The organism is Virgibacillus sp. CM-4 (assembly GCF_000445495.1).
GTDB classification, from domain to species: Bacteria; Bacillota; Bacilli; order Bacillales; family Amphibacillaceae; genus Virgibacillus; species Virgibacillus salexigens.
Window position 1 is genome coordinate 1,327,149 of sequence record NZ_AUQA01000002.1, and the last position, 20,527, is coordinate 1,347,675.

At 38.4% G+C, this 20,527-nt stretch carries 22 protein-coding genes; 15 read left to right on the plus strand and 7 right to left on the minus strand.

Annotation, left to right across the window (positions count from 1 at the left end; genetic code table 11):
• Positions 1–86: 86 nt before the first annotated feature.
• A complete protein-coding gene (locus M948_RS29745; protein ID WP_021290092.1) occupies positions 87–1,271 on the plus strand; it encodes an MFS transporter in 1,185 nt (394 codons plus the stop codon).
• Between the two features lie 291 nt (positions 1,272–1,562).
• On the opposite strand, the gene M948_RS29750 is transcribed toward M948_RS29745, so the two are convergent.
• The gene (locus tag M948_RS29750; protein WP_021290093.1) at positions 1,563–2,120 is read right to left on the minus strand and encodes a maltose acetyltransferase domain-containing protein; all 558 of its coding nucleotides are present in this window, start codon (positions 2,118–2,120) and stop codon (positions 1,563–1,565) included.
• 190 nt (positions 2,121–2,310) lie between these two features.
• Here M948_RS29750 and M948_RS29755 point away from each other — a divergent pair, with 190 nt between their 5' ends.
• Positions 2,311–2,637, plus strand: a complete 327-nt coding sequence (locus tag M948_RS29755; protein WP_021290094.1) for an antibiotic biosynthesis monooxygenase family protein — start codon at positions 2,311–2,313, stop codon at positions 2,635–2,637.
• 258 nt (positions 2,638–2,895) lie between these two features.
• Here M948_RS29755 and M948_RS29760 read toward each other — a convergent pair whose 3' ends face one another.
• Positions 2,896–3,900, minus strand: a complete 1,005-nt coding sequence (locus M948_RS29760) for a YeiH family protein (protein ID WP_031335251.1) — start codon at positions 3,898–3,900, stop codon at positions 2,896–2,898.
• A gap of 134 nt (positions 3,901–4,034) precedes the next feature.
• On the opposite strand from M948_RS29760, the gene M948_RS29765 reads away from it, so the two are divergent.
• Complete coding sequence (locus tag M948_RS29765) at positions 4,035–4,931, plus strand: LysR family transcriptional regulator (protein WP_021290096.1); 897 nt, start codon at positions 4,035–4,037, stop codon at positions 4,929–4,931.
• A gap of 47 nt (positions 4,932–4,978) precedes the next feature.
• On the opposite strand, the gene M948_RS43985 is transcribed toward M948_RS29765, so the two are convergent.
• The 4 genes from M948_RS43985 to mreB all read right to left on the minus strand — a co-directional run bounded on the left by M948_RS43985 (position 4,979) and on the right by mreB (position 7,244).
• Complete coding sequence (locus tag M948_RS43985) at positions 4,979–5,089, minus strand: DUF3953 domain-containing protein (RefSeq protein ID WP_148530674.1); 111 nt, start codon at positions 5,087–5,089, stop codon at positions 4,979–4,981.
• Between the two features lie 185 nt (positions 5,090–5,274).
• Entirely contained in the window at positions 5,275–5,547 is a 273-nt protein-coding gene (locus M948_RS29770) for an AbrB/MazE/SpoVT family DNA-binding domain-containing protein (RefSeq protein ID WP_021290097.1), read from the minus strand.
• A 104-nt stretch (positions 5,548–5,651) separates the two neighbouring features.
• Positions 5,652–6,179, minus strand: a complete 528-nt coding sequence (locus tag M948_RS29775) for a hypothetical protein (RefSeq protein WP_021290098.1) — start codon at positions 6,177–6,179, stop codon at positions 5,652–5,654.
• A gap of 63 nt (positions 6,180–6,242) precedes the next feature.
• The gene (mreB, locus tag M948_RS29780; protein ID WP_021290099.1) at positions 6,243–7,244 is read right to left on the minus strand and encodes a rod shape-determining protein MreB; all 1,002 of its coding nucleotides are present in this window, start codon (positions 7,242–7,244) and stop codon (positions 6,243–6,245) included.
• A 251-nt stretch (positions 7,245–7,495) separates the two neighbouring features.
• Between mreB and M948_RS29785 the strand changes: the two genes are divergently transcribed.
• Complete coding sequence (locus M948_RS29785) at positions 7,496–8,146, plus strand: methyltransferase family protein (protein ID WP_021290100.1); 651 nt, start codon at positions 7,496–7,498, stop codon at positions 8,144–8,146.
• A 125-nt stretch (positions 8,147–8,271) separates the two neighbouring features.
• Here the strand turns inward: M948_RS29785 and M948_RS29790 are convergent, their stop codons facing one another.
• The gene (locus M948_RS29790; protein WP_021290101.1) at positions 8,272–8,913 is read right to left on the minus strand and encodes a GNAT family N-acetyltransferase; all 642 of its coding nucleotides are present in this window, start codon (positions 8,911–8,913) and stop codon (positions 8,272–8,274) included.
• A 149-nt stretch (positions 8,914–9,062) separates the two neighbouring features.
• Here M948_RS29790 and M948_RS29795 point away from each other — a divergent pair, with 149 nt between their 5' ends.
• The 11 genes from M948_RS29795 to M948_RS29840 all read left to right on the plus strand — a co-directional run bounded on the left by M948_RS29795 (position 9,063) and on the right by M948_RS29840 (position 20,521).
• The gene (locus M948_RS29795; RefSeq protein ID WP_021290102.1) at positions 9,063–9,869 is read left to right on the plus strand and encodes a zinc-dependent metalloprotease; all 807 of its coding nucleotides are present in this window, start codon (positions 9,063–9,065) and stop codon (positions 9,867–9,869) included.
• Between the two features lie 152 nt (positions 9,870–10,021).
• On the plus strand, positions 10,022–10,669 hold the full coding sequence (locus M948_RS29800) for a class I SAM-dependent methyltransferase (RefSeq protein WP_021290103.1): 648 nt from the start codon (positions 10,022–10,024) through the stop codon (positions 10,667–10,669).
• Between the two features lie 273 nt (positions 10,670–10,942).
• On the plus strand, positions 10,943–11,752 hold the full coding sequence (locus M948_RS29805) for an AraC family transcriptional regulator (protein ID WP_021290104.1): 810 nt from the start codon (positions 10,943–10,945) through the stop codon (positions 11,750–11,752).
• A gap of 112 nt (positions 11,753–11,864) precedes the next feature.
• Positions 11,865–13,016, plus strand: coding sequence for a Gfo/Idh/MocA family protein (locus M948_RS29810; protein ID WP_021290105.1), 1,152 nt, complete (start codon positions 11,865–11,867; stop codon positions 13,014–13,016).
• 15 nt (positions 13,017–13,031) lie between these two features.
• Entirely contained in the window at positions 13,032–14,216 is a 1,185-nt protein-coding gene (locus M948_RS29815) for a dihydrodipicolinate synthase family protein (protein ID WP_021290106.1), read from the plus strand.
• Complete coding sequence (locus M948_RS29820) at positions 14,213–15,034, plus strand: sugar phosphate isomerase/epimerase family protein (RefSeq protein ID WP_021290107.1); 822 nt, start codon at positions 14,213–14,215, stop codon at positions 15,032–15,034. The genes M948_RS29815 and M948_RS29820 overlap by 4 nt, the downstream gene beginning before the upstream one ends.
• Positions 15,035–15,098: 64 nt before the next feature.
• Positions 15,099–16,202 carry a Gfo/Idh/MocA family protein gene (locus tag M948_RS29825; RefSeq protein ID WP_021290108.1) on the plus strand — a complete coding sequence of 368 codons (1,104 nt, stop codon included), beginning with the start codon at positions 15,099–15,101 and terminating at the stop codon, positions 16,200–16,202.
• A complete protein-coding gene (locus M948_RS43600; protein ID WP_021290109.1) occupies positions 16,199–16,564 on the plus strand; it encodes a Gfo/Idh/MocA family protein in 366 nt (121 codons plus the stop codon). The genes M948_RS29825 and M948_RS43600 overlap by 4 nt, the downstream gene beginning before the upstream one ends.
• Positions 16,528–17,388: a hypothetical protein gene (locus M948_RS29830; RefSeq protein WP_021290110.1), complete on the plus strand. Its 861-nt coding sequence runs from the start codon at positions 16,528–16,530 to the stop codon at positions 17,386–17,388. Before M948_RS43600 ends, M948_RS29830 begins: the two co-directional genes overlap by 37 nt.
• A gap of 630 nt (positions 17,389–18,018) precedes the next feature.
• Positions 18,019–19,836, plus strand: coding sequence for a rhamnogalacturonan lyase (locus M948_RS29835; protein WP_051170052.1), 1,818 nt, complete (start codon positions 18,019–18,021; stop codon positions 19,834–19,836).
• A 52-nt stretch (positions 19,837–19,888) separates the two neighbouring features.
• Complete coding sequence (locus tag M948_RS29840) at positions 19,889–20,521, plus strand: YesL family protein (RefSeq protein ID WP_021290112.1); 633 nt, start codon at positions 19,889–19,891, stop codon at positions 20,519–20,521.
• The last annotated feature ends 6 nt before the right edge of the window (positions 20,522–20,527 follow it).

Below are 20,527 nucleotides of genomic sequence, written 5' to 3' on the forward strand. Positions count from 1 at the left end.
AAAAAAATAAGCAAAACCACTAGACATATGTCCAATCATGATATATTATATCTCCTTTCGTTTCTAAAACAGAAGGAGGTAAAAGCATGACTTCTATCCAACCAACTCGTAATTTAATCTTAGCTATCTTTATGATATCGACTTTCGCTATTGGCATGACAGAATACGTTGTTACAGGCTTACTAACACAGTTTGCTGCTGATTTAAATGTATCTGTATCGACAACTGGACTCTTGCTAAGTGTTTATGCCATTAGTGTAGCAATCTTTGGTCCAATACTGAGAATGGTTACGATTAAAATATCCCCTAAACCTTTGCTTATTTCTTTAATGGGGTTATTTATAGTTAGTAATATGATGGCAGCAATGGCACCAAACTTTGAAACACTTTTAGTATCTAGGTTATTCTCAGCAGCCATGCATGCACCGTTTTTTGGCTTATGTATGTCCATTGCTTATAATATATCCCCTCCCACAAAAGGTCCACGTGCTATTGCAGCAGTCCAAGGTGGTCTTACAATTGCTGTTATGCTAGGTGTTCCCTTTGGTTCTTATCTTGGCGGTTTTTTGGATTGGCGCTATGTGTTTTGGTTTATCTCAGCACTCGGTGTACTCGCACTCGTTGGCCTCATTTTATGTACACCAAATCAAAAGCCTGAAATAGCACCTAACTTAAAACAAGAGCTCACTATCTTTAAGAATAAGAATGTATTATTAATTCTAGCAATTATTGTTTTTGGGTTCTCCGGGGTGTTTACCGCTTATACGTTTATCGAACCGATGTTACGTGAATTTGCTGGATTAGGAGTAACAGGAATTACCGTGGCATTTTTCTGTTTCGGTTTAGGCGCAGTAATTGGGAATTTTGTCTCAGGAAGAATTCGTCCTGATTTCTTAACCGAACGATTGATACTAGCATTAGCTATTTTAGCAATGGCACTTGTCGCGTTCACATTTATGATTCAACTTACACCGTTAGCTTTTGTTATGTGCTTCTTATTCGGTGCAGGTACATTCGGTACAACGCCAATCTTAAACTCAAAAATTATTCTTGGCGGAAAGGAGGCACCATCTCTCTCAGGGACCATAGCTGCTTCTGTATTTAATTTAGCCAATAGTATCGGTGCCACATTAGGTACCCTCCTGCTGCATAGTGGGGCAAACTACAGGTGGATTACAATTATTGCTGCAAGTATGATTATATTAGGCATGATCCTTACTATCGTAACAAACAAGGTAGAAGATAAGTCATTATTTGCTGTTGAAGCGTAGAGGCTGAGTCAAAAGTGAACGAACTTCGGATAATCGACAAACCGATTAAATTGCAACCTGAAATATGGCATGCTTTCTGCGAGAACGGACTCAGTTACCGTAAGTAAGCAAAAATCCCTAGTGGGGCATTACGACTGTGCCGTGCCTGCAGGAGCTATGCCTATTTATTTTGTATGAGTAGCGGACAAGACAATCCCATTTTGATAGTAATTATTATTTTCAAAAACGAACGATAACGAATACTACGTTGAATAGGCTGATTGTTTTTCTATAATATTTTTGTTTCGCGCTCTACTCCAAATGTTTAATAAGTCGTGCCGGATTACCACCTACAACTACGTTATCAGGAACATCCTTTGTAACTACCGCTCCTGAAGCAATAACTGCATTATTACCGATTGAAACTCCAGGGTTAATAATTGAGCGGCCCCCAATCCACACATTATCTCCAATTGTAACCGGTTTTGCGAATTCCTTCCCAGAATTTCTTGCTTGGGCATGAAGTGGATGTGTGGCTGTATAAATATGTACACCAGGAGCAAGCATACAATTGTGCCCGATACGAACCTCGCACGCATCAAGGATGACACAATCAAAGTTAGCATAAAACTGATCCCCAACATGGATATTGTAGCCATAATCACACCGGAATGTTGGTTCAATAAATATATTTTCCCCCATGGAGCCAAATAAATCGTTGAGCAATACTTCTCTATCCGTACCTTCCATTTCTAATGATTGATTATAAAGTCGTGTCTTACGTCTACTTGTCCTTCGGTCATTTACTAAGGTTTGATCAGAAGGATTATATAATTCCCCATCTACCATCTTTTCTTTTTCCGTTTTCATATCATTCCTCCACATCTACGTTTGTTCTATTGTATTCAAATTATTTCCGTTAAGCCAGTTTCCGTAACGATTGTCTATTTATTAAACATAGAAAGAAGTATCACATCAATAGATATATCTCCACTCCTTCTTTTCCTATTCAAGTCAGAATAGAATAAGATAAATCGAAGTTGAAAGGAGAGATCTATCGGTGTGTGCTATTGCAAAGACACCAGAAGCTCCATATTATGCGGCTATATTCACATCACAACGCACGGATATTGATAAGGGGTATGATCAAACGGCAAAAAAGATGATCGAAATTGCTGAAAAACAAACTGGCTTTTTAGGCGTGGAGAGTTCTCGGGATACAAATGTAGGAATTACCGTATCCTATTGGGATTCATTAGAGGCGATTAATCAATGGAAAAACCATGCCGTCCACCAAATTGTGCAGAAAAAAGGGAAAGAAGAATGGTACCAGGCATTCGCTGTACGTATTTGTAAAGTAGAGCGTGCGAATAATTTTGAACTTTAGAACGAAGGAGGCGGGGCAGAACGAAAATAGTTAGCCCCAAAAGCCCCCTTAAAACTTAGCTTCTGCGGGAACAACTCCCCCTCGGAAAGCAGATATTGCTTACCGAGGTAGCTGAAGCCGCGGAAAGCGAAGGATTTGACGAAGCGATGATACAACCTATTTTAACTAATTGAAATGAAATGGTTCATATAATTATTATGAATAAAAACCTTTTGACCAGCCTCTAATAGATTTATTTTATAAAAGATAGGAATGAATTTAAACGAAGAATATAACGAGTAAATAACCCAAACCTGCTAATAAGACGGAACCGATTACTCCCGCTGCAAATGATTTCATACCTAATTTTCGAAACGTTTTGATATCCACATTCAAGCCAAGTCCCGCCATAGCCATTGCAATAAATAAATAAGCAATCGTAACAATAATTTCAGCCACATCCTGTGATACAATACCAAGTGTATTAAAACCACTCATGGCAATAAAGCCCAAAATAAACCATGGAATAATCGACATCGATACCTTTTTACCGGAATTACTGCCTATACGTTGAAACAAATATCCGATGATAATGGCTACTGGAACAAGTAATGCAACCCTCGTTAATTTAACAATCACTGCTATATCGATGGCATGACTGCCACCAGCTCCCGCGGCTGCTACTACATGTGCAACTTCATGTAATGTTGCACCAGTAAAAACACCGTACCCAGTTTGTGATAGATTTAAGAATGCATATAAAAATGTATAAATTAACGTAAACATTGTCCCCAAGACTGCCACAGTTGCTGCACCCACCGCTGTTTCATCATCTTTTGCCTTTACTTGTGGCGCAATTGCGACAACAGCTGCTGCTCCACAAATGGCCGTGCCACATGCAGTAAGTATGCCTAATCGCTTTTCTACCCCGAACAAGCGAGTTAATCCATAGACGACAAGTAGTGCAAATACAAGACATATTGCTGCAATCATAAATACACTTAACCCAGCGTTATAAATATCTGCTAAGTTGAGTCGCATCCCTAAGAGAATAATACCAAGACGTAACAGTTTCTTACTTGAGAAATTGATACCCGATTGTAAATGATCTCTAACACCAATCGTCGCTTTCCATATCATTCCAATAATGATTGCAATGACCAACTGCCCAAGTATAGATAAGAATGGTAAAACTGCTGCATATTTTGCCATTATAGCAATGAGTAATGTTAACCCAATTCCTTTTATAAATGCATATTGATTAGCTTTTGGTTCGCCCACCATATTCCCCAATTGTATCACTCCTTCAAAACCGATGATCGATATCAACTAAAACTTTAACGGAAGTATTGTTATTAGTAAAATACATATATATAATTGTAACTATTAATATTAATAATAGTTAAGGAGGATACCGAATGTATTATGATGCATTACGCACATTTATTACACTTGTCGACGTTAAAAATTTCACCAAAACAGCTGAAATATTACACATCTCGCAGCCAAGTGTCAGTCTACACATTAAAAACCTAGAAAAAGAGTTTGGAACCAATTTAATTGTTCGTTCTCCAAAATCTTTACAGGTATCACCAACAGGGGAAATCTTATATCACCGCGCAAAACAGATCATTACGATTTACGAACAAGCAAAGCAAGAAATTAGCGAGCATCATCACGCCGTGAAAGGAGAACTAAAAATCGGTGCTAGTTTTACGATTGGAGAATATATTTTGCCTGTAGTACTTGCTGAACTACAAGCAGCTTATCCAGAACTGGAATTGGAAGTAATGATAGGCAATACCGAAGAAGTTGTTCAAGATGTAAAACTATTCCATGTAGATATTGGGTTAATTGAAGGACAAACAAATGATAAAGAGCTGTCCGTTTATCCATTTATGCAAGATGAACTTTTTATTCTTGCTGGGGTGAATCATCCATTAGCAACAAAACCAAAAGTAACGATGGGGGATTTGCAACATCAAGCGTGGGTGACAAGAGAAGAAGGGTCTGGAACACGTGAGTACCTTGACCATGTCATTCGTTCCAATGGGTTAAAAGTCAAATCATTACTCACCATTAGTAGTAATCAAGGGGTTAAAGAAAGTGTTATTAAAGGATTGGGATTATCGCTCCTTTCTCACAGTGTGATTGAACGAGATGTACAATTACATCAATTAACCATTCTCCCATTAAAGAACATCTCATTCAATCGAACGCTTTCTTATGTTTACTCACCAATTATGAGAAAAAAACAGAATGTCGAGGCTTTTATACAGACGATATCAAAAAATAGAAACAACGTTTCAGAGTAAGACCGGTATATAAATGAAGCGATCTTACTCATTTTTTCTATTCTTAGCTAAAAATAGAGTAGTGTTACACAAATTAAGAGTAAAGAAATGATGAAACTAACGATTCCCATTAGCGTTCGTTTCTCCTTACATTCTCCTATTCCCATAATTATTGTCATTATCCAATGCAAAGGAGAATAAGACTGACTGATTTTGAAACACCTGTAATGAGGGAATAACTAAATAATACACACATAATGCATACAAGTAATTTCCTAACTGTATATAACAATCACTACATCCTCAATATTAAATTTAAACAACTGTATTCCAGTATTGTTAGAAGTCATCGAGCATGAATGTTCTAAATGTTATATTCTATCTCTCGTATCAGCTTTTTCGCACCTTCCGGACTAAGAATAATTCTTCCATTTGCAAGCGATAGGTTATTTCTTGAAATCTGCCCAGTAACTTGACACGTTTTATTGACATTGCATTTTTTTAAAATTATCTTATTATCCTCTACAAACACCTCAACTTCATCTCTAATATCAATATCTAATGTACGACGGAGTTCCTTGGGAATCACCACACGACCTAAATCATCAATTTTTCGTACAATACCAGTTGATTTCATTATTATTCTATCTCCTTTTTTATAAGAAAATTAAAGTGCCACTCGGGGATAAATTTTAAGTATTCCGAATTTATCAATGTGTCGTTACCAACAAACGAAATGATCTATTCATACTTCATATACTCAATATCCTCCACTTTCCAATCATCTTGAATGCGAATCATCTCAAGTCTTAGAAAAGTAGGACTGCTTGTTTTATTTTTTTCTACTTGGATTTCACTGTTGAAATGAGCAAATATCTCTTGACGATATGCTTCTTTATCACCATAATACACTTCTAAATCTTTAACATTTGTTACAATATTCGTAAAATCATGCGTTGTTTCTATTTCATTATGGAAGCGTAAACTTTTTTCTACACCTTTTGCTAAAAAAGATTTTACTTGGCGCTCATCCGGTTGATCTGTAAATTTAAAATAGGTTTGAATAAAATTCTGTGCTGCTTCTTTGGCTTGTGGAAATACTTCCGACTTTTCGATTCTTTTCATCTCTTGTATTTGGGTTTCCATTGAATGTATATCTGTATTTAAAGATGAATTACTAGCTTTTAATTCCTGATTTTGTATAATTAGCATACAAAGGAAAATGAATAATCCTATAGAGAGAAGAAATACAAAACTTCTCTTCTTCACTATCTATCACCTCTATTTATAATGACACATTTTTACCTTGTTTCATTCTAATTACGGATAAATTTAAACCACCTGATTTTTTGATATCTCATTTAGATTCTCTAATATGAATCCTGTACCCAAGGCTACACAGTTTTTTGGTTCTTCTACTAAAAATACGGGCACCTTTAATTCTTCTATAAGCAGTTCTTCTAACCCATGAATAAGGGCACCTCCACCAGTTAGCGTAATCCCCCGATCTATAATATCACCGGATAATTCTGGCGGTGTCCGTTCAAGTACGGATTTAACAGCTTGAACAATTAGAGATACTGATTCTCGTAGAGCTTCTTGCAATTCTACAGAATGAACAGAAATATTTCTCGGGAGACCAGAAACCAAATCTCTGCCACGAATATTCATCTCCTCACTACGACTGCTTTCATGTACTGTCGCAATGGTCGTTTTCATTTCTTCTGCCGTTCTATCCCCTATTAAAAGACCATATTTTTTCTTTATGTATTTAAGAATCTCGTTGTCGAATTTATCACCGGCCATATTGATAGATTCTGATGTTACAATATCTCCCATAGATAAGACTGCTATATCGGTTGTACCCCCACCGATATCAATTACCATATTTCCACTAGGTTTGTAAATATCCATTCCTGCCCCAATGGCTGCTACCTTTGGCTCCTCCTCCAAAAATACTTTAGACCCTCCCGCATTCTCTGCCACTTCCTTAATTGCTCGTTGTTCTACCTTTGTTACATTCGTAGGACAACAGATGAGCATTCTTGGTCTAGACATGAATCCTTTGACGTTAATTTTATTAATGAAATGTTTTAACATTGCCTCAGTACTATCAAAATCAGCGATTACACCATCTTGCAACGGACGAATAGCTACGATATTTCCGGGCGTTCGTCCAATCATTCTTCTTGCTGCTTCACCTACCTCGATCACTTTACCTGTGTTTCGGTCAAGCGCAACAACAGATGGTTCATCCAATACTATCCCTTTGCCTTTCACATGAATAAGTACATTCGCTGTCCCAAGGTCAATTCCAATATCCCTATAATTCATAGGTTAAATCCTCCTATAAAGCCATTAATAAAATGTGTAATTTGTCCCCTTTATTGACACCAATTAAGTATTTTAGCACACCGATTCCTAATAATCTGCCTTTTGTAATTTATTGACATTAAAATAATCCTTTTGTCCATGCCATTTCAACCACATACATACTTTTCATCCTACAGATTAAATAAAGTTTTTAGTCAATTAAGACATAATACCTATACATGCTATATTAGATATAGAGGAGGTGTTTCGAAATGAACTTATATCGAAAAAAAGAACAAAGCAGACTCCAAAAATGGACAGTTATTGGACTAGAAACACTCATACTTTTTCTAGCGGCTTGGTTGTTATTTTTCGTAGACGAGCAGCTTTCCCTGCGTAACTTTTTGCTATTTGGTTTGTTTTTAATTGTATATGGAAGAATGTACGTCACTATATTCTATTTATTAAAACGGAAGATGCCTTGGCAAGAGGCAATGACGATACCCGTTGCTTTTTCGTTATATTATATTGGATTTAGCATTTTCACACTGATAACCGACAAGCCTGTTGACCTTCTTGACATTGGCTCTATCCTTTTGTTTTTAATAGGGTCTTTTATCAATACTTATTCAGAAATCCAACGTGATCGATGGAAACGGGAACCAGCTCATAAAGGGGGATTATATACCGAAGGATTATTTACCTATGCTATGCATATTAATTATTTTGGGGATCTCGTCTGGGTGACTGCTTTAGCCTTATTCACAAGGTCAACAGGGGCACTAATTATCCCAATTATCTTGTTCTGCTTCCTCGCATGGTATAACATTCCAATACTTGATACCTATTTAGCTGACAAGTACGGAGAACAGTTCAAAAGATATAAACAATCTACGAATAAGCTGATTCCGTTTCTTTATTAACAGGAAGGGAAATCATTAAGAAAAGCTACTGTTAAAGGGTAACAGTAGCTTTTATGATGATTGCTCAAATCGATAGATTCCCTTTCTATCCCTTAACTTACAGTGATTCTGTAGAAATATCGATATCATAGGCTGGTAGCTGTATCTGTACTTCCCACATAATATGTTGCTTGCATGTCTTTAAGTAACACTAAGGCGATTTGATGAATTTTTGTTCCGTTACCTTGGTTACGCCATTTAGGAACAACGCCAAAATAAAACAACCTTCCCTCATTAACTGTTCCCATTTCAATATGAGGGATAGCTAACCCAATAACTTCATCTCCGCTCTTAAAATAATAGCAGTGTTCCCGCCATGTTAAACCAAGCTCGCTTTGCAATGAACGCATGAATTCATCTACCGACTGCTGTTTATTTTTATTTGCCGTACCAGAACAGCATGTTTGATATAATACAGCAAAATCTTGGTCGCTCATCTTTCCTTCGATTAACGAATGAGTCAGAATGTTAGATTGGTGTCTAGATACCTCCTGGAGTTCCCGCGTATATTCCACAATCGAGGAAATTTTTGAAAACCCTAATTCAATCATTTGCTTGTGATTGGTTTCATCCATTAATACCGAAATATAATGACAATCCTGTTGCTTCCATTCGTTGAACAATTCTGTAAATGCTTCGATATAAGTATGAGCTGAGACTTGTTCTTGTTTAACTTGATCGACTAACCAATACATATGATCATTTTTTATCGTATGAAATAGTTTCATTTACTTATCCTCTCCCAAATACATATATTACCATTATTAACCATCATTTAAAATTATGGGTATTTGATCCTATTTTTACATATATTAGAAGGATTATTGATAGATTAGCAGAATATTAGAGTTACAAACAATATAGGGGGTCTATTTGTATGTATCTTAAACGAGTTGTTTCGATTGCACTTGCTTTTTCCATTTTATCCTCACCAATTACTGTATTAGGAAGCGCATCCTCGGTACATCACCATAATCATACGGAATCCACCTTGTACATGAATGCATTACCAAAGGCGAAAGAAAACACTCCTGATGAAGGTCCAGCTAAGATTGAAAAGTCTACTAAAGTAATAGAGTTCGGAGAAAACGGTGAGATAAAAGATATTACCAGCACAGAAAAAACAGTTTCTCCGAGTATAAGCAAAAGAAGCGACGTACAGCCTCAAGCTAGCAGAACAGTTACCGTCCTTGCAGTAGCAGACGAGGAGTATCGTACAGCTTACAGTGACTGGCAAAATCGTGTACAGCAAATCGTTGAAAATGCAGATGATGCATTCATTCGCGATCATGAAATTGATTTCCAAGTACAAGCAGTCGCTAGTTGGACATCTCAAGGTGCCAATAGTGGGCAAATACTTGCTGACTTAAGTGTAGATCATCCAGGTCAAAACTATGATTTTGTCGTTGGGTTTACCAACGATGTTAATTTTGATGCTGGAGGCATTGCATATGTGTACAATACAGATCCAGGCACTGCCTTTAGCGTTAATTTGGACCAAGGGATAACAAATACATCTAAGGCAGCACAACATGAATTCTCACATAATTATGGGTTGGGCCATGACCCTCAAGGAAGCGGAATACAATGTATTATGAACTATGATTATGCATACTCAGTAGATTATTGGGATCCTGCCCATAATAATCAGATTGCTAATAATAAATATTGGTATGGCCAGTAGTCCTAACCCGATCGCCCCTCCAAATAAATGGAGGGGTTTTTTAACGCCATCATTCAAATCCCCCCTTCAACTTATCATCCTATTTTTATATTATCAATCTTCACCAAGATACATATACTATATCGTCATTCGCATACAAAGGGGGAAATAAATTGGACTATCACCATTCCCGGTTTTTTAAGGAGACAGATCCTTCTTCAAATCATTTTATTTTTGACTTACCATATACATGGGAAACGAGGTTTTATGAATACGAATGGGTCAAAAATTTTGCTAAAAAAGAAGATATCGTATTAGATGCAGCTTGTGGCATTGGTCACCCGCTAAAATTTTATTTAGCAGATGAATGCCACTCTGTTTACGCATGCGATATCGATGATCGAATTTTATCAAGAGAAGCGATTTGGGAAGACGCTGTATCCTCCTACCCTGAAGAAATAAAAAAATCTGTGATTGATAACTATTTAGACAAAATTGAATTAGCCTGTTGTTCTCTGACAAACCTTCCCTATCCCGATCAAGTCTTTAACAAGGTGTTTTGCATTTCAGTATTGGAACACTTAAACCATGATGATATCCTTCGTTCGTTTCGTGAATTAAAGCGTGTCTTAAAAGATGATGGGCAACTGATTTTCACCTTTGATTATCCAACGATCTCCATCAATACATTGGCAAATATTATGAAGGAAACCGGGGTAGAATTCTATGATCAGTTCACCCTGAACAAACCAGACAATGCTGTTGTTTCGAGAATTTGGCATGAATTGAGTTGCTTTCGTGCCGTATTAAAAAAGATTTGATCGGCTAAATTTGAATAATCGATTCATTCGTTACACCACAACCTGAAATATCGCATACTTCCAATAGAGAGATTCAGAACTGTGTTGTTCTCGGCGGAGTCATGCTATTTCAGCTGTTTGGTTTCATGGACAAGCCTATCCATTCATGTCTTATCTAAAATCTTGACAAAATTTATCCAAAACAAATAAAAAGACTAATAATTAAAAACAAACAAAAACATGATATACTTCAATTAAAGACAAATAAAGATTATTTGGATGGGGGTATTCTTCTTGAAGGCGAATGGCGAGCGTCAAACATTTATCTCTTTATATGAAAGTAAACATAATGAAAAAGGAATGGTCCAATCTCATTATCATGAAACCTATCAACTATTATACACACTGGAGGGAAAAGGAATTTGTACTTTAAATCATCAAGCGTATTCAATTGTACAAGATAGTTTTATTATTATTCCTCCATTAACGGAACACTCCATTGCTGCAACATCAAAAATGACTGTCTTAGTGCTTGAATTCGAAACAACCGTATTAAGTCCTGATGTCCGAATCGAACTGATACCTGAAGTATTTCGAACAGCACGTGTACAAAAACTCAGTGCATTTGATAGTAGCGAGATTCGTCAACTACTTCGAAAAATGCTTTATGAACAATCCCATGGGGATAGATTATGGGAGACAGGCCTCAAAATCTATATGGCAGAATTATTTTTTACCATTGCGCGTTCTACCCATGAATCTACCCAAACGGATATAAACACATTGCGTGTCGAGCAACTAAAGCACTATATTGATACACGTTATTTTGATATAAAACATGCGGAAGATATTGCCGATCGAATGGGTATCAGCAAACGATATATTCAAAGTATTTTCAAAGATTATTACAATAGTACACCAATGCAATACCTGACAGAAGTACGACTAGGATTAGTAAAACAAATGCTAGCAGAAACAGACAAAGACATTGTGTCCATCTGTTTTGAAGTAGGATTTGAATCTCTATCTACCTTTTACCGATTATTTAAGAGAAACGTTGGTATACCACCAAATATGTATCGGCTAACGCAAAGAAAACATTGATGTTTATAGTAATGAATTGAGTTCCAAAATTGAGAATCTGTTTCCCCTTCTAATAAGACACTTCATTACCATTATGTTTACACTTAACGTAATGAGCTTAGGAGGGAAACGAATGAGTACAAAAAAGATTGGTATCATTATGAATGGTGTCACCGGGCGTATGGGAACAAGGCAACATTTAATACGATCAATTATTGCAATTAGAGAACAAGGAGGAGTCCCACTAGCAAACGGGGATTATCTCATGCCAGACCCTATACTTGTAGGTCGTAATAAAAACAAACTGAAAGCGCTTGCCGAAAATTATAACATCGATCGGTGGACGACCAACCTTGATGATGCTTTGACCGATGAAAACAACATCATTTACTTCGATTCTCAAACGACTTCACTTCGGGAAAAAGCGATTAAGCAGGCTATTGAAGCAAATAAGCATATTTATTGTGAAAAGCCAACATCCACTTCCTTGGAAGGGTCGTTAAAACTTGCAAAACTTGCGAAAGAAGCTGGCGTTAAAAATGGCGTCGTACAAGATAAATTGTTTCTTCCAGGTGTTATGAAGCTAAAGCGACTAATAGATGCTGGATTCTTTGGAAATATTCTCTCTGTTCGTATGGAGTTTGGTTATTGGGTATTCGAAGGAGACTGGCAGGAATGTCAACGACCTTCTTGGAATTACAAAAAAGAAGAAGGTGGAGGAATTATCGTTGACATGTTCCCCCATTGGCGGTATGTATTAGACCATTTATTTGGTTCTGTGCAAGCACTGTCTGCAGTGGCTACAACACATATTACTGAACGTATGGATGAAGCAGGAAATACGTACAAGGCGACGGCTGATGATGCTGCATATGCAACCTTTGAATTAGAAAATGGCGTTATTGCCAGTGTCAATTCCTCTTGGGCGGTCCGTGTAAATCGCGATGATTTATTAACGATACAGGTAGATGGAACGGAAGGAAGTGCGGTAGCCGGCTTACGTGACTGTAAAACCCAGCATCGCGTGAATACGCCAAAACCTGTTTGGAATCCGGATATAGAAAATACCATCGATTTTCAGGATCAATGGGAAGAAGTACCAGATAACCAACTATTTGAGAATGCATTCAAAATTCAATGGGAAATGTTTTTAAAGCATGTATATCAAAACGACTCTTTTCCATGGGATTTGTTAGAAGGTGCTAAAGGGACGCAGCTTGCAGATCTTGGCCTTCAATCTTCGGAAGAACGCCGTTGGCTTGAAGTACCAAGCTTGAATGTCTAAGGGGAGGAAACGATGATGAATCAACTTATCTATTTACCTCATACTGATGGATCCATCTACCCATATGAATTATCTCATAGCGAAGCTTTATCCCAACCTTCAAAGGGTTCCTTTCATTCCCGTGTTGCCTATTCAGCTGCACATGTGGTAGCTCATCCATTTGGCAGTAGTGATCCAGTACGGGAACCTGCAATAGATTGGGATCTCACTATGCAATACCGTCATTATCTTTGGTCACTTGGTATGTCCGTGGCCGAAGCAATGGACACTGCACAACGCGGGATGGGTCTCGATTGGGAACACGCGAAAGAATTAATTACTCGTTCTGTAAAGGAAGCGAAAAGTGTTGGTGGAAATATTGCCAGTGGTGCCGGCACTGACCACCTTCCCCCGAGTCCATATGTTAGTTTAGAAGATGTGATAAACGCTTATGAAGAACAAGTATCGTATGTCGAAGGAGCAGGTAGTAAAGTTATTCTTATGGCTAGTCGTGCTCTCGCGGCATGTGCTACATCTGCAGCAGATTATGAATATGTTTACGATCGAATTCTTAGCCAGGTCTCGCAACCCGTTATCCTACATTGGTTAGGCGATATGTTTGATCCTAATTTAACAGGGTATTGGGGGCATGAGAATTTAGATGAAGCGATGGAAGTATGTCTTCGAATTATCCATTCTCACGCAGACAAGATTGAAGGTATCAAGCTCTCGTTATTAGATGACCAAAAAGAAATTACCATGCGGAGACAATTGCCAGACAATGTACGAATGTACACAGGAGACGACTTTAACTATACTTCACTCATTGAGGGAGATAACCAGGGATACAGTGATGCGTTGTTAGGTATTTTTGATGCTATTGCTCCGGCTGCCGCATCTGCTTTCCAAGATTTAGATCAAGGCAATCTCAATGCCTATCGAGATAAATTAAACCGGACGACGCCTTTAGCTCGCCATATCTTTCAAAAACCAACATTTGCCTATAAAACTGGCATCGTCTTTCTAGCTTATCTTAATGGACATCAACCTCATTTTCGTATGATAGCCGGAGCAGAAAGCGCACGGTCTATTTTGCACTTCACCAAGCTATTCGAGCTGGCAGATCAAGCGAATGTGCTCACAGATCCGGAACTTGCAATTACCCGTATGCGACCGATGCTAGATTTAGCTGGGGTACAGCAAATGGAGGCGAGAACATGAGTAAAAAATTGGATATACAGCGTTTAAGTCTTAACCAAATAACAACAGAAAACTGGTCCTTGCAGGAAGCAATTCAAGGTTGTACGGATCATCAAATACCTGTAATTTCAGTATGGCGTCATAAGATTGCTGAAGTAGGACTACTCGAAGCCAAAAAGCTAATTGCCGCATCAGGATTAGAGGTATCCAGTGTTTGTCGAGGGGGAATGTTTCCTGCGCTTACTGCTTCCGAGCGAAAGGAACGGATTGATGATAATAAATACGCGATTGAAGAAGCAGCAGAATTAGGGGCGGATGTTCTTGTACTTGTTTGTGGCCCATCACCGCATAAGGATTTAGCTGAGAGCAGAAAATGGGTCCAACAAGGTATTGAAGAAATAATCCCGTTTGCGGAACAACATGGTGTAAAACTAGGTATTGAGCCGCTCCACCCGATGTTTGCTGCCGATCGTTCCGTCATTACCACGTTAGGAGAAGCGAATGCCTTGCAACAATCCTTAGGATCTTCGCAAGTTGGAGTCATTATAGATGCTTTTCACGTTTGGTGGGATCCTGATTTATATAGTGAAATAGAAAAAGCAGCAGGAAAAATACTAGGATATCATGTATCAGATTGGAAAGTGCCACTCCCCGATATTTTTAAAGGGCGTTCCATGATGGGAGATGGCGTCATTGACTTACCCCGTATTCGTCGCGCAGTTGAAGCGAACGGCTATCACGGACCAATTGAAGTAGAAATTATTAACCAAGCAATTTGGGATATGCCTGGAAAAGAAAGCTTAGAGCTAATCAAACAACGTTTTTTATCTTGTGTTTAGACGAGGAAACAACGGAGCACATACTGCCCCGTTGTTTCACATTTTTAAAGGAGCGATCAATGCTATGGAGACATCATATCATCCAACGCAGCATACGGAATTTGAACCAATCCATCATCAGGAAACACCGGTTGAACATGATACATTATTAATCGCTGCTTGTGGGCTGGAGCATGGGCATATTTATAGTATGTGCGAGGGCATGAAGAAGGCTGGTGCTGTAATTCATTGGGTGTGGGATGAAGATCCTGATAAGGTAGAAGCTTTTCAGCAAGCATTTCCTGAAGTTAGGACTGCCTCCTCCCTTGACCAAATCTTACAGGATAAACGAATCCAAATGGTTGCCTCTGCCGCCATCCCTTCCGAGCGTTGCGACATCGGATTACGTGTATTAGACGCAGGCAAACATTTCTTTTCTGCCAAAACACCTTTTACATCACTCAAACAGCTATATGCAGCAAAGAAAAAGGTTAAAGAAACAGGACTACACTGGGCAATTTTTTATAGTGAGCGATTACAAGTTGAGTGTAGCGGTTTTGCTGAACAATTAATTCAACAAGGAGCGATTGGGGATGTTATTCAGGTTCTTGGTTTAGGCCCTCATCGTTTAAATATCAATGACAGACCGGCATGGTTTTTTAAAAAAGCTACCTATGGAGGAATTATCTGTGACATTGGCAGCCACCAAATTGAACAATTTCTATCGTTTGCTCATGCACAGGACGCAACAATACAAAGCAGTATCGCTCTCAATATTGCACATCCTGATCATCCAGAGTTTGAAGACTATGGAGATGCTCATTTAATTGGCGATAATGGCACTCTCCTCTATTTCCGTGTCGACTGGTTCACGCCGAACGGTTTAACCAATTGGGGTGATGGACGTACGACTATCTTGGGCACAGATGGTTATATTGAATTACGGAAATATGTAGATATAACGAATAATTCAATTGGCGAGCGTTTATATTTAGTAAATCATGGCGGTGAAAGACAATACGATGTGAAAGGAAAGGTTGGATACCCTTATTTTTATCGACTTGCACATGATGTTATCGAAAACACTTCCACTGCGATGCATCAGGAACATGCCTTTAAAGCGGCAGAGCTCTGTCTTTTAGCACAACAACAAGCAGACAATCTAAAGAAAGAAGGTGCGATTCGGTGAACCGTACATGTGATATTGTCTTAGTAGGGATCGCTGGTTATGGCGAAATTTACTTAAATGCACTAGAAGAAAAAGGATACCTTTCCTGGATTAAAGGGGTTGTTGATATAAATCCAGAACGAAGTAACTATTATACCAAGCTACAAGAAATGGGTATCCCTTGTTTCGCCTCACTAGAGTTATTTTATCAAACAGCTGCTGCTGACTTAGCTATCATTTCCAGCCCGATTCATTTTCACGCCGAGCAGACTATTACTGCAATGGAGAATGGTAGTCATGTTCTTTGTGAGAAGCCAATTGCTGGTTCTGTAGAAGAAGTCGAACGATGCGTCAAACAAGAGATAAAACAGGAAGATTCTTAGCTATCGGATTTAATTGGTCATTTAGTACGTCTGTTCATTTGTTAAAAGAAGATATACAACAGGGTCTTTTTGGAAAGCCATTACGAGGCCAAAGCCTTGTTCTCTGGCCAAGAACAAAACACTATTATCAACGTTCCAATTGGGCTGGAAAACGTCTTGGTCCAAAAGGAGAGCCTATATACGATAGCATTGCCAATAATGCTGCTTCCCACTTTCTTCACCATCTCGTCTATGTATTAGGGAAAACAAAGGAACATAGTGCAAAAATAAATACTTTAGAAGTAGAGGTCTATCGGGCAAATCCGATTGAAACCTTCGATACATGTGCATTACGAGCAAAAACAGATCAGTCAGTAGAGCTGCTGTACCTCGCTTCTCATGCAGTGAATCATCAAATTGGACCTAATATAACGTTAGAGTGTGAACATGCCACTATTACCTATGAAGCTGGGGAAGACATGCGAGCAACTTGGGAAGATGGCACCATTAAAAGCTATGGAGATCCCGAAACAGAACATACCCATAAATTAGATGTCTGTATTCAGGCTGCGTTGAATGAAGAAACGACTATTCCTTGTAGTATAGAAGCTGCTTATTCTCATTTACTTAGCATTGAACAAATACACCATACCATATCAACAATTGCTCGTTTTCCGGACCATACAATAAAACAAGATCCAGATACGCAATTGACGTATGTTCCTCCATTAGCGGAGACACTTTTGTCCTGTTATCAAGCACATAGGCTCCCAAGTGAAATAGATGCTGGTTGGGCGCAAAAACCAACGACTATCAGAATCCCTGAACAAAGCTACCCTTACTAATATAGGAATCAAGAGCGGAACAAACTTCAAGTACAGCTACACAAAGCAGAATAAAGCGTCCTTTATATCCGAAAAGAATAGGTTATTCCTATAATAATCCGAACGATTCCATGCAAATCCGTTCGGATTATTTATCTTTCGTTAAGATTTATAACCAAAATCAGTGAACCTTAGTAAATAAAACAGGCATGATTCTTGCGGGAACAACGCGGTCTGAAGACAGCGTTCACCCTTACCCGATTTAGCTGAAGCCGTGCCCATGAAAACGCACCCTATTTTAGTTCACGATTTACCATTGTAAGTACTCATTCGGATTTAGATTTTAGTTGAAAATGCAAAGGGTTCCGATATTGGGATTTTTATTCCAAATTTAATAAGACGCTGTATCCACCAACTGTTACCATAATATTCAAACTAGAGGGAAAATAGTAAAGGAGCGTGGCGAATGTAACAGCTATTTTGTAAGGGATTTCAATCATTACATAGGATTATAGAAAGGAGATCGCGGCGATGACCAAGTGCAATAAATGGATTCGAAAACCATTTCTGTTATTATTTTGAATGATTGTTATTTTTTCCTTTTATCCAGGCAAACAGGATGCCAATCAGGTAAGTGCCCATAAAGAAAGTATGCATGATTCCCCTCGTCAAATGGAAAAGCTCGACCGCGGGCTAGTTGCAATTAAGACAGCTGATGGGGTATTTATTAGCTGGCGAATGTTAGGTACAGATAGGACAAACATATCCTTCAATTTGTATCGCAACGGCAAAAAGATAAATCAATCTCCTATAAAGAAAAGCACCAATTTTCTTGATTCAGAGGGTACTGCGAATGACACATATATGATTGAACCAATTGAAAAAGGAAAAAAACAACCAAGATCTGAGGCGGTAACGGTTTGGTCCGATGCTTCCTATAATGTCCCATTACAAAAACCACAAGGCGGTACAACAAAAGATGGCGTAGAATATGCTTACCAAGCGAATGATGCTAGTGTAGGTGACATTGATGGAGACGGCAAATATGAGATCATTCTTAAATGGGATCCTACCAATTCAAAAGATAATTCACACACTGGATTTACTGGGAATGTATACATCGATGCGTACGAGTTAGATGGTACCCATTTATGGCGAATTGATCTTGGCAAGAATATCCGAGCAGGAGCTCATTACACACAGTTTATGGTGTATGACTTAGATGGGGATGGAAAATCAGAAATAGCAATGAAAACGGCAGACGGATCGGTAGACGGTACGGGGGCGATAATAGGTGATGCAAACGCGGATTACCGTAATGAAGAAGGACGAATCATAAACGGACCAGAATATCTCACTATATTTGACGGACAAACTGGGAAAGCATTAGAGACCACGAATTATTCTCCTGCTAGAGGAGACATTTGTGATTGGGGGGATTGCTATGGAAACCGTGGCGACCGATTCCTAGCAGGTATTGCTTACCTTGACGGCACTAAACCATCGCTGATTATGGCTCGGGGTTACTATGAAAAAACAATGTTAACAGCATACAATTATCGAAATGGTAAATTAGAAAAACAGTGGACATTTGATAGTGATGAACCTAGTAATGAAGGGTATGCTAGTCAAGGAAATCATAATCTCAGTATTGCAGATGTAGATGATGACAATAAAGACGAAATTATTTATGGAAGTATGGCGATTGATGATAATGGTACGGGGTTATATACCACTGGATTAGGACATGGAGATGCCATGCATGTAGGAGATCTTGATCCTGAACGCTCTGGATTAGAAGTCTTTCAAGTACATGAATCTTTTCCAAATGAGGCTGGTATGGAATTTCGTGATGCCGATTCAGGTGAATTAATTTGGGGTATCCCTACCGATTATGATGTTGGTCGTGGATTATCAGGAGATATTGATCCGAGATTTAAAGGGGAAGAAAGCTGGGCAGTTGATGGTGCCTGGAATAGTACAACTGGCGGCCTTTACACATCAAAAGGCGATAAAATCTCAACAGCCATTCCACCTGCTAACTTTTCCATCTGGTGGGACGGTGATTTATCAAGAGAACTCCTCGATCATCGTTGGAATGAAGACCAGAGTGTTGGAGTAGGCACTATTGCAAAATGGGACTATGAAAATAGCAAAACAAGAACATTATTAACTGCTGATGGAACTTATTCCAATAACGGCACAAAAGGAAACCCTTCCTTACAAGCAGATATTATCGGGGACTGGCGTGAAGAAGCCGTATGGCGAACCGAGGATAGTGAAGCATTAACGATTTATACAACGACAGCGTTAACCAATCACCGAATCTATACATTAATGCATGACCCAGTATATCGATTGGGAATTGCTTGGCAAAACGTTGCTTATAATCAACCGCCACATACAAGTTTTTATTTAGGTAACGATATGCAAAATCCACCCCCTCCAAGTATTTACGTTGTTGATTAATATGAAGCAGTATTCCAATAGGGGTACTGCTTAGATAAAGGATGAAAGTTCGATGTTCGATACGATACGAAGCCTTTGCATTTGGATCATTCGCTTAAGTTATGTCAATATTCTATGGCTGCTATTTATGGTTATCGGTGGAGTTATTTTTGGTTTTATGCCTGCTACCATCTCCTTACTTACCATTATAAAAAAATGGGTAAACAAGGAGGACGTCCATTCGGTTTTATGCTTATTTATTCATACCTATATTCAAGCGTTTCTTAAAGGAAATGGGTATGGACTGTTATTTCTTTTGATTGGCAGCATATTTTATGCCAATATCACCATTCTACTGCCAAATCAGAACTTGCTTACCACGATCTTTCTATATAGCAACATTACCCTATTTATCGTGTATGGGCTGGGTGTTGTTACATTTTTTCCGGTATATGTTCATTTTCAATTAACGATGAAAAATTGTATCAAGCTAACCTTCTTATTTGCTTTATCTCGCTTTCCTATCTCATTCTCGATCCTCCTTACCCTGATTATCTGGCTGTATGTCATTCGATGGTATCCAGGGTTGTCCCTATTTTTTAGTGGAAGCATGGTATGCTTCATCATGGAATGGATCAGTCGAAAGCCTCTATCAGCGTTAACGTCCGTTTCAAATCAAGATGTTTATTTAATAAAAAATGCTTAGGATGAT

Excerpts from the sequence above, each read along its gene's own strand:
- M948_RS29785 (WP_021290100.1), top strand. The coding sequence starts at position 7,496 with ATGAACTTATATCGAAAAAAAGAACAAAGCAGACTCCAAAAATGGACA.
- mreB (WP_021290099.1), bottom strand. The coding sequence starts at position 7,244 with ATGAATTATAGGGATATTGGAATTGACCTTGGGACAGCGAATGTACTT.
- M948_RS29830 (WP_021290110.1), top strand. The coding sequence starts at position 16,528 with ATGCGTCAAACAAGAGATAAAACAGGAAGATTCTTAGCTATCGGATTT.
- M948_RS29765 (WP_021290096.1), top strand. The coding sequence starts at position 4,035 with ATGTATTATGATGCATTACGCACATTTATTACACTTGTCGACGTTAAA.
- M948_RS43985 (WP_148530674.1), bottom strand. The coding sequence starts at position 5,089 with ATGACAATAATTATGGGAATAGGAGAATGTAAGGAGAAACGAACGCTA.
- M948_RS29795 (WP_021290102.1), top strand. The coding sequence starts at position 9,063 with ATGTATCTTAAACGAGTTGTTTCGATTGCACTTGCTTTTTCCATTTTA.
- M948_RS29790 (WP_021290101.1), bottom strand. The coding sequence starts at position 8,913 with ATGAAACTATTTCATACGATAAAAAATGATCATATGTATTGGTTAGTC.
- M948_RS29820 (WP_021290107.1), top strand. The coding sequence starts at position 14,213 with ATGAGTAAAAAATTGGATATACAGCGTTTAAGTCTTAACCAAATAACA.
- M948_RS29840 (WP_021290112.1), top strand. The coding sequence starts at position 19,889 with ATGTTCGATACGATACGAAGCCTTTGCATTTGGATCATTCGCTTAAGT.
- M948_RS29770 (WP_021290097.1), bottom strand. The coding sequence starts at position 5,547 with ATGAAATCAACTGGTATTGTACGAAAAATTGATGATTTAGGTCGTGTG.
- M948_RS29745 (WP_021290092.1), top strand. The coding sequence starts at position 87 with ATGACTTCTATCCAACCAACTCGTAATTTAATCTTAGCTATCTTTATG.
- M948_RS29815 (WP_021290106.1), top strand. The coding sequence starts at position 13,032 with ATGAATCAACTTATCTATTTACCTCATACTGATGGATCCATCTACCCA.
- M948_RS29810 (WP_021290105.1), top strand. The coding sequence starts at position 11,865 with ATGAGTACAAAAAAGATTGGTATCATTATGAATGGTGTCACCGGGCGT.
- M948_RS29750 (WP_021290093.1), bottom strand. The coding sequence starts at position 2,120 with ATGAAAACGGAAAAAGAAAAGATGGTAGATGGGGAATTATATAATCCT.
- M948_RS29835 (WP_051170052.1), top strand. The coding sequence starts at position 18,019 with ATGCATGATTCCCCTCGTCAAATGGAAAAGCTCGACCGCGGGCTAGTT.
- M948_RS29760 (WP_031335251.1), bottom strand. The coding sequence starts at position 3,900 with ATGGTGGGCGAACCAAAAGCTAATCAATATGCATTTATAAAAGGAATT.
- M948_RS29825 (WP_021290108.1), top strand. The coding sequence starts at position 15,099 with ATGGAGACATCATATCATCCAACGCAGCATACGGAATTTGAACCAATC.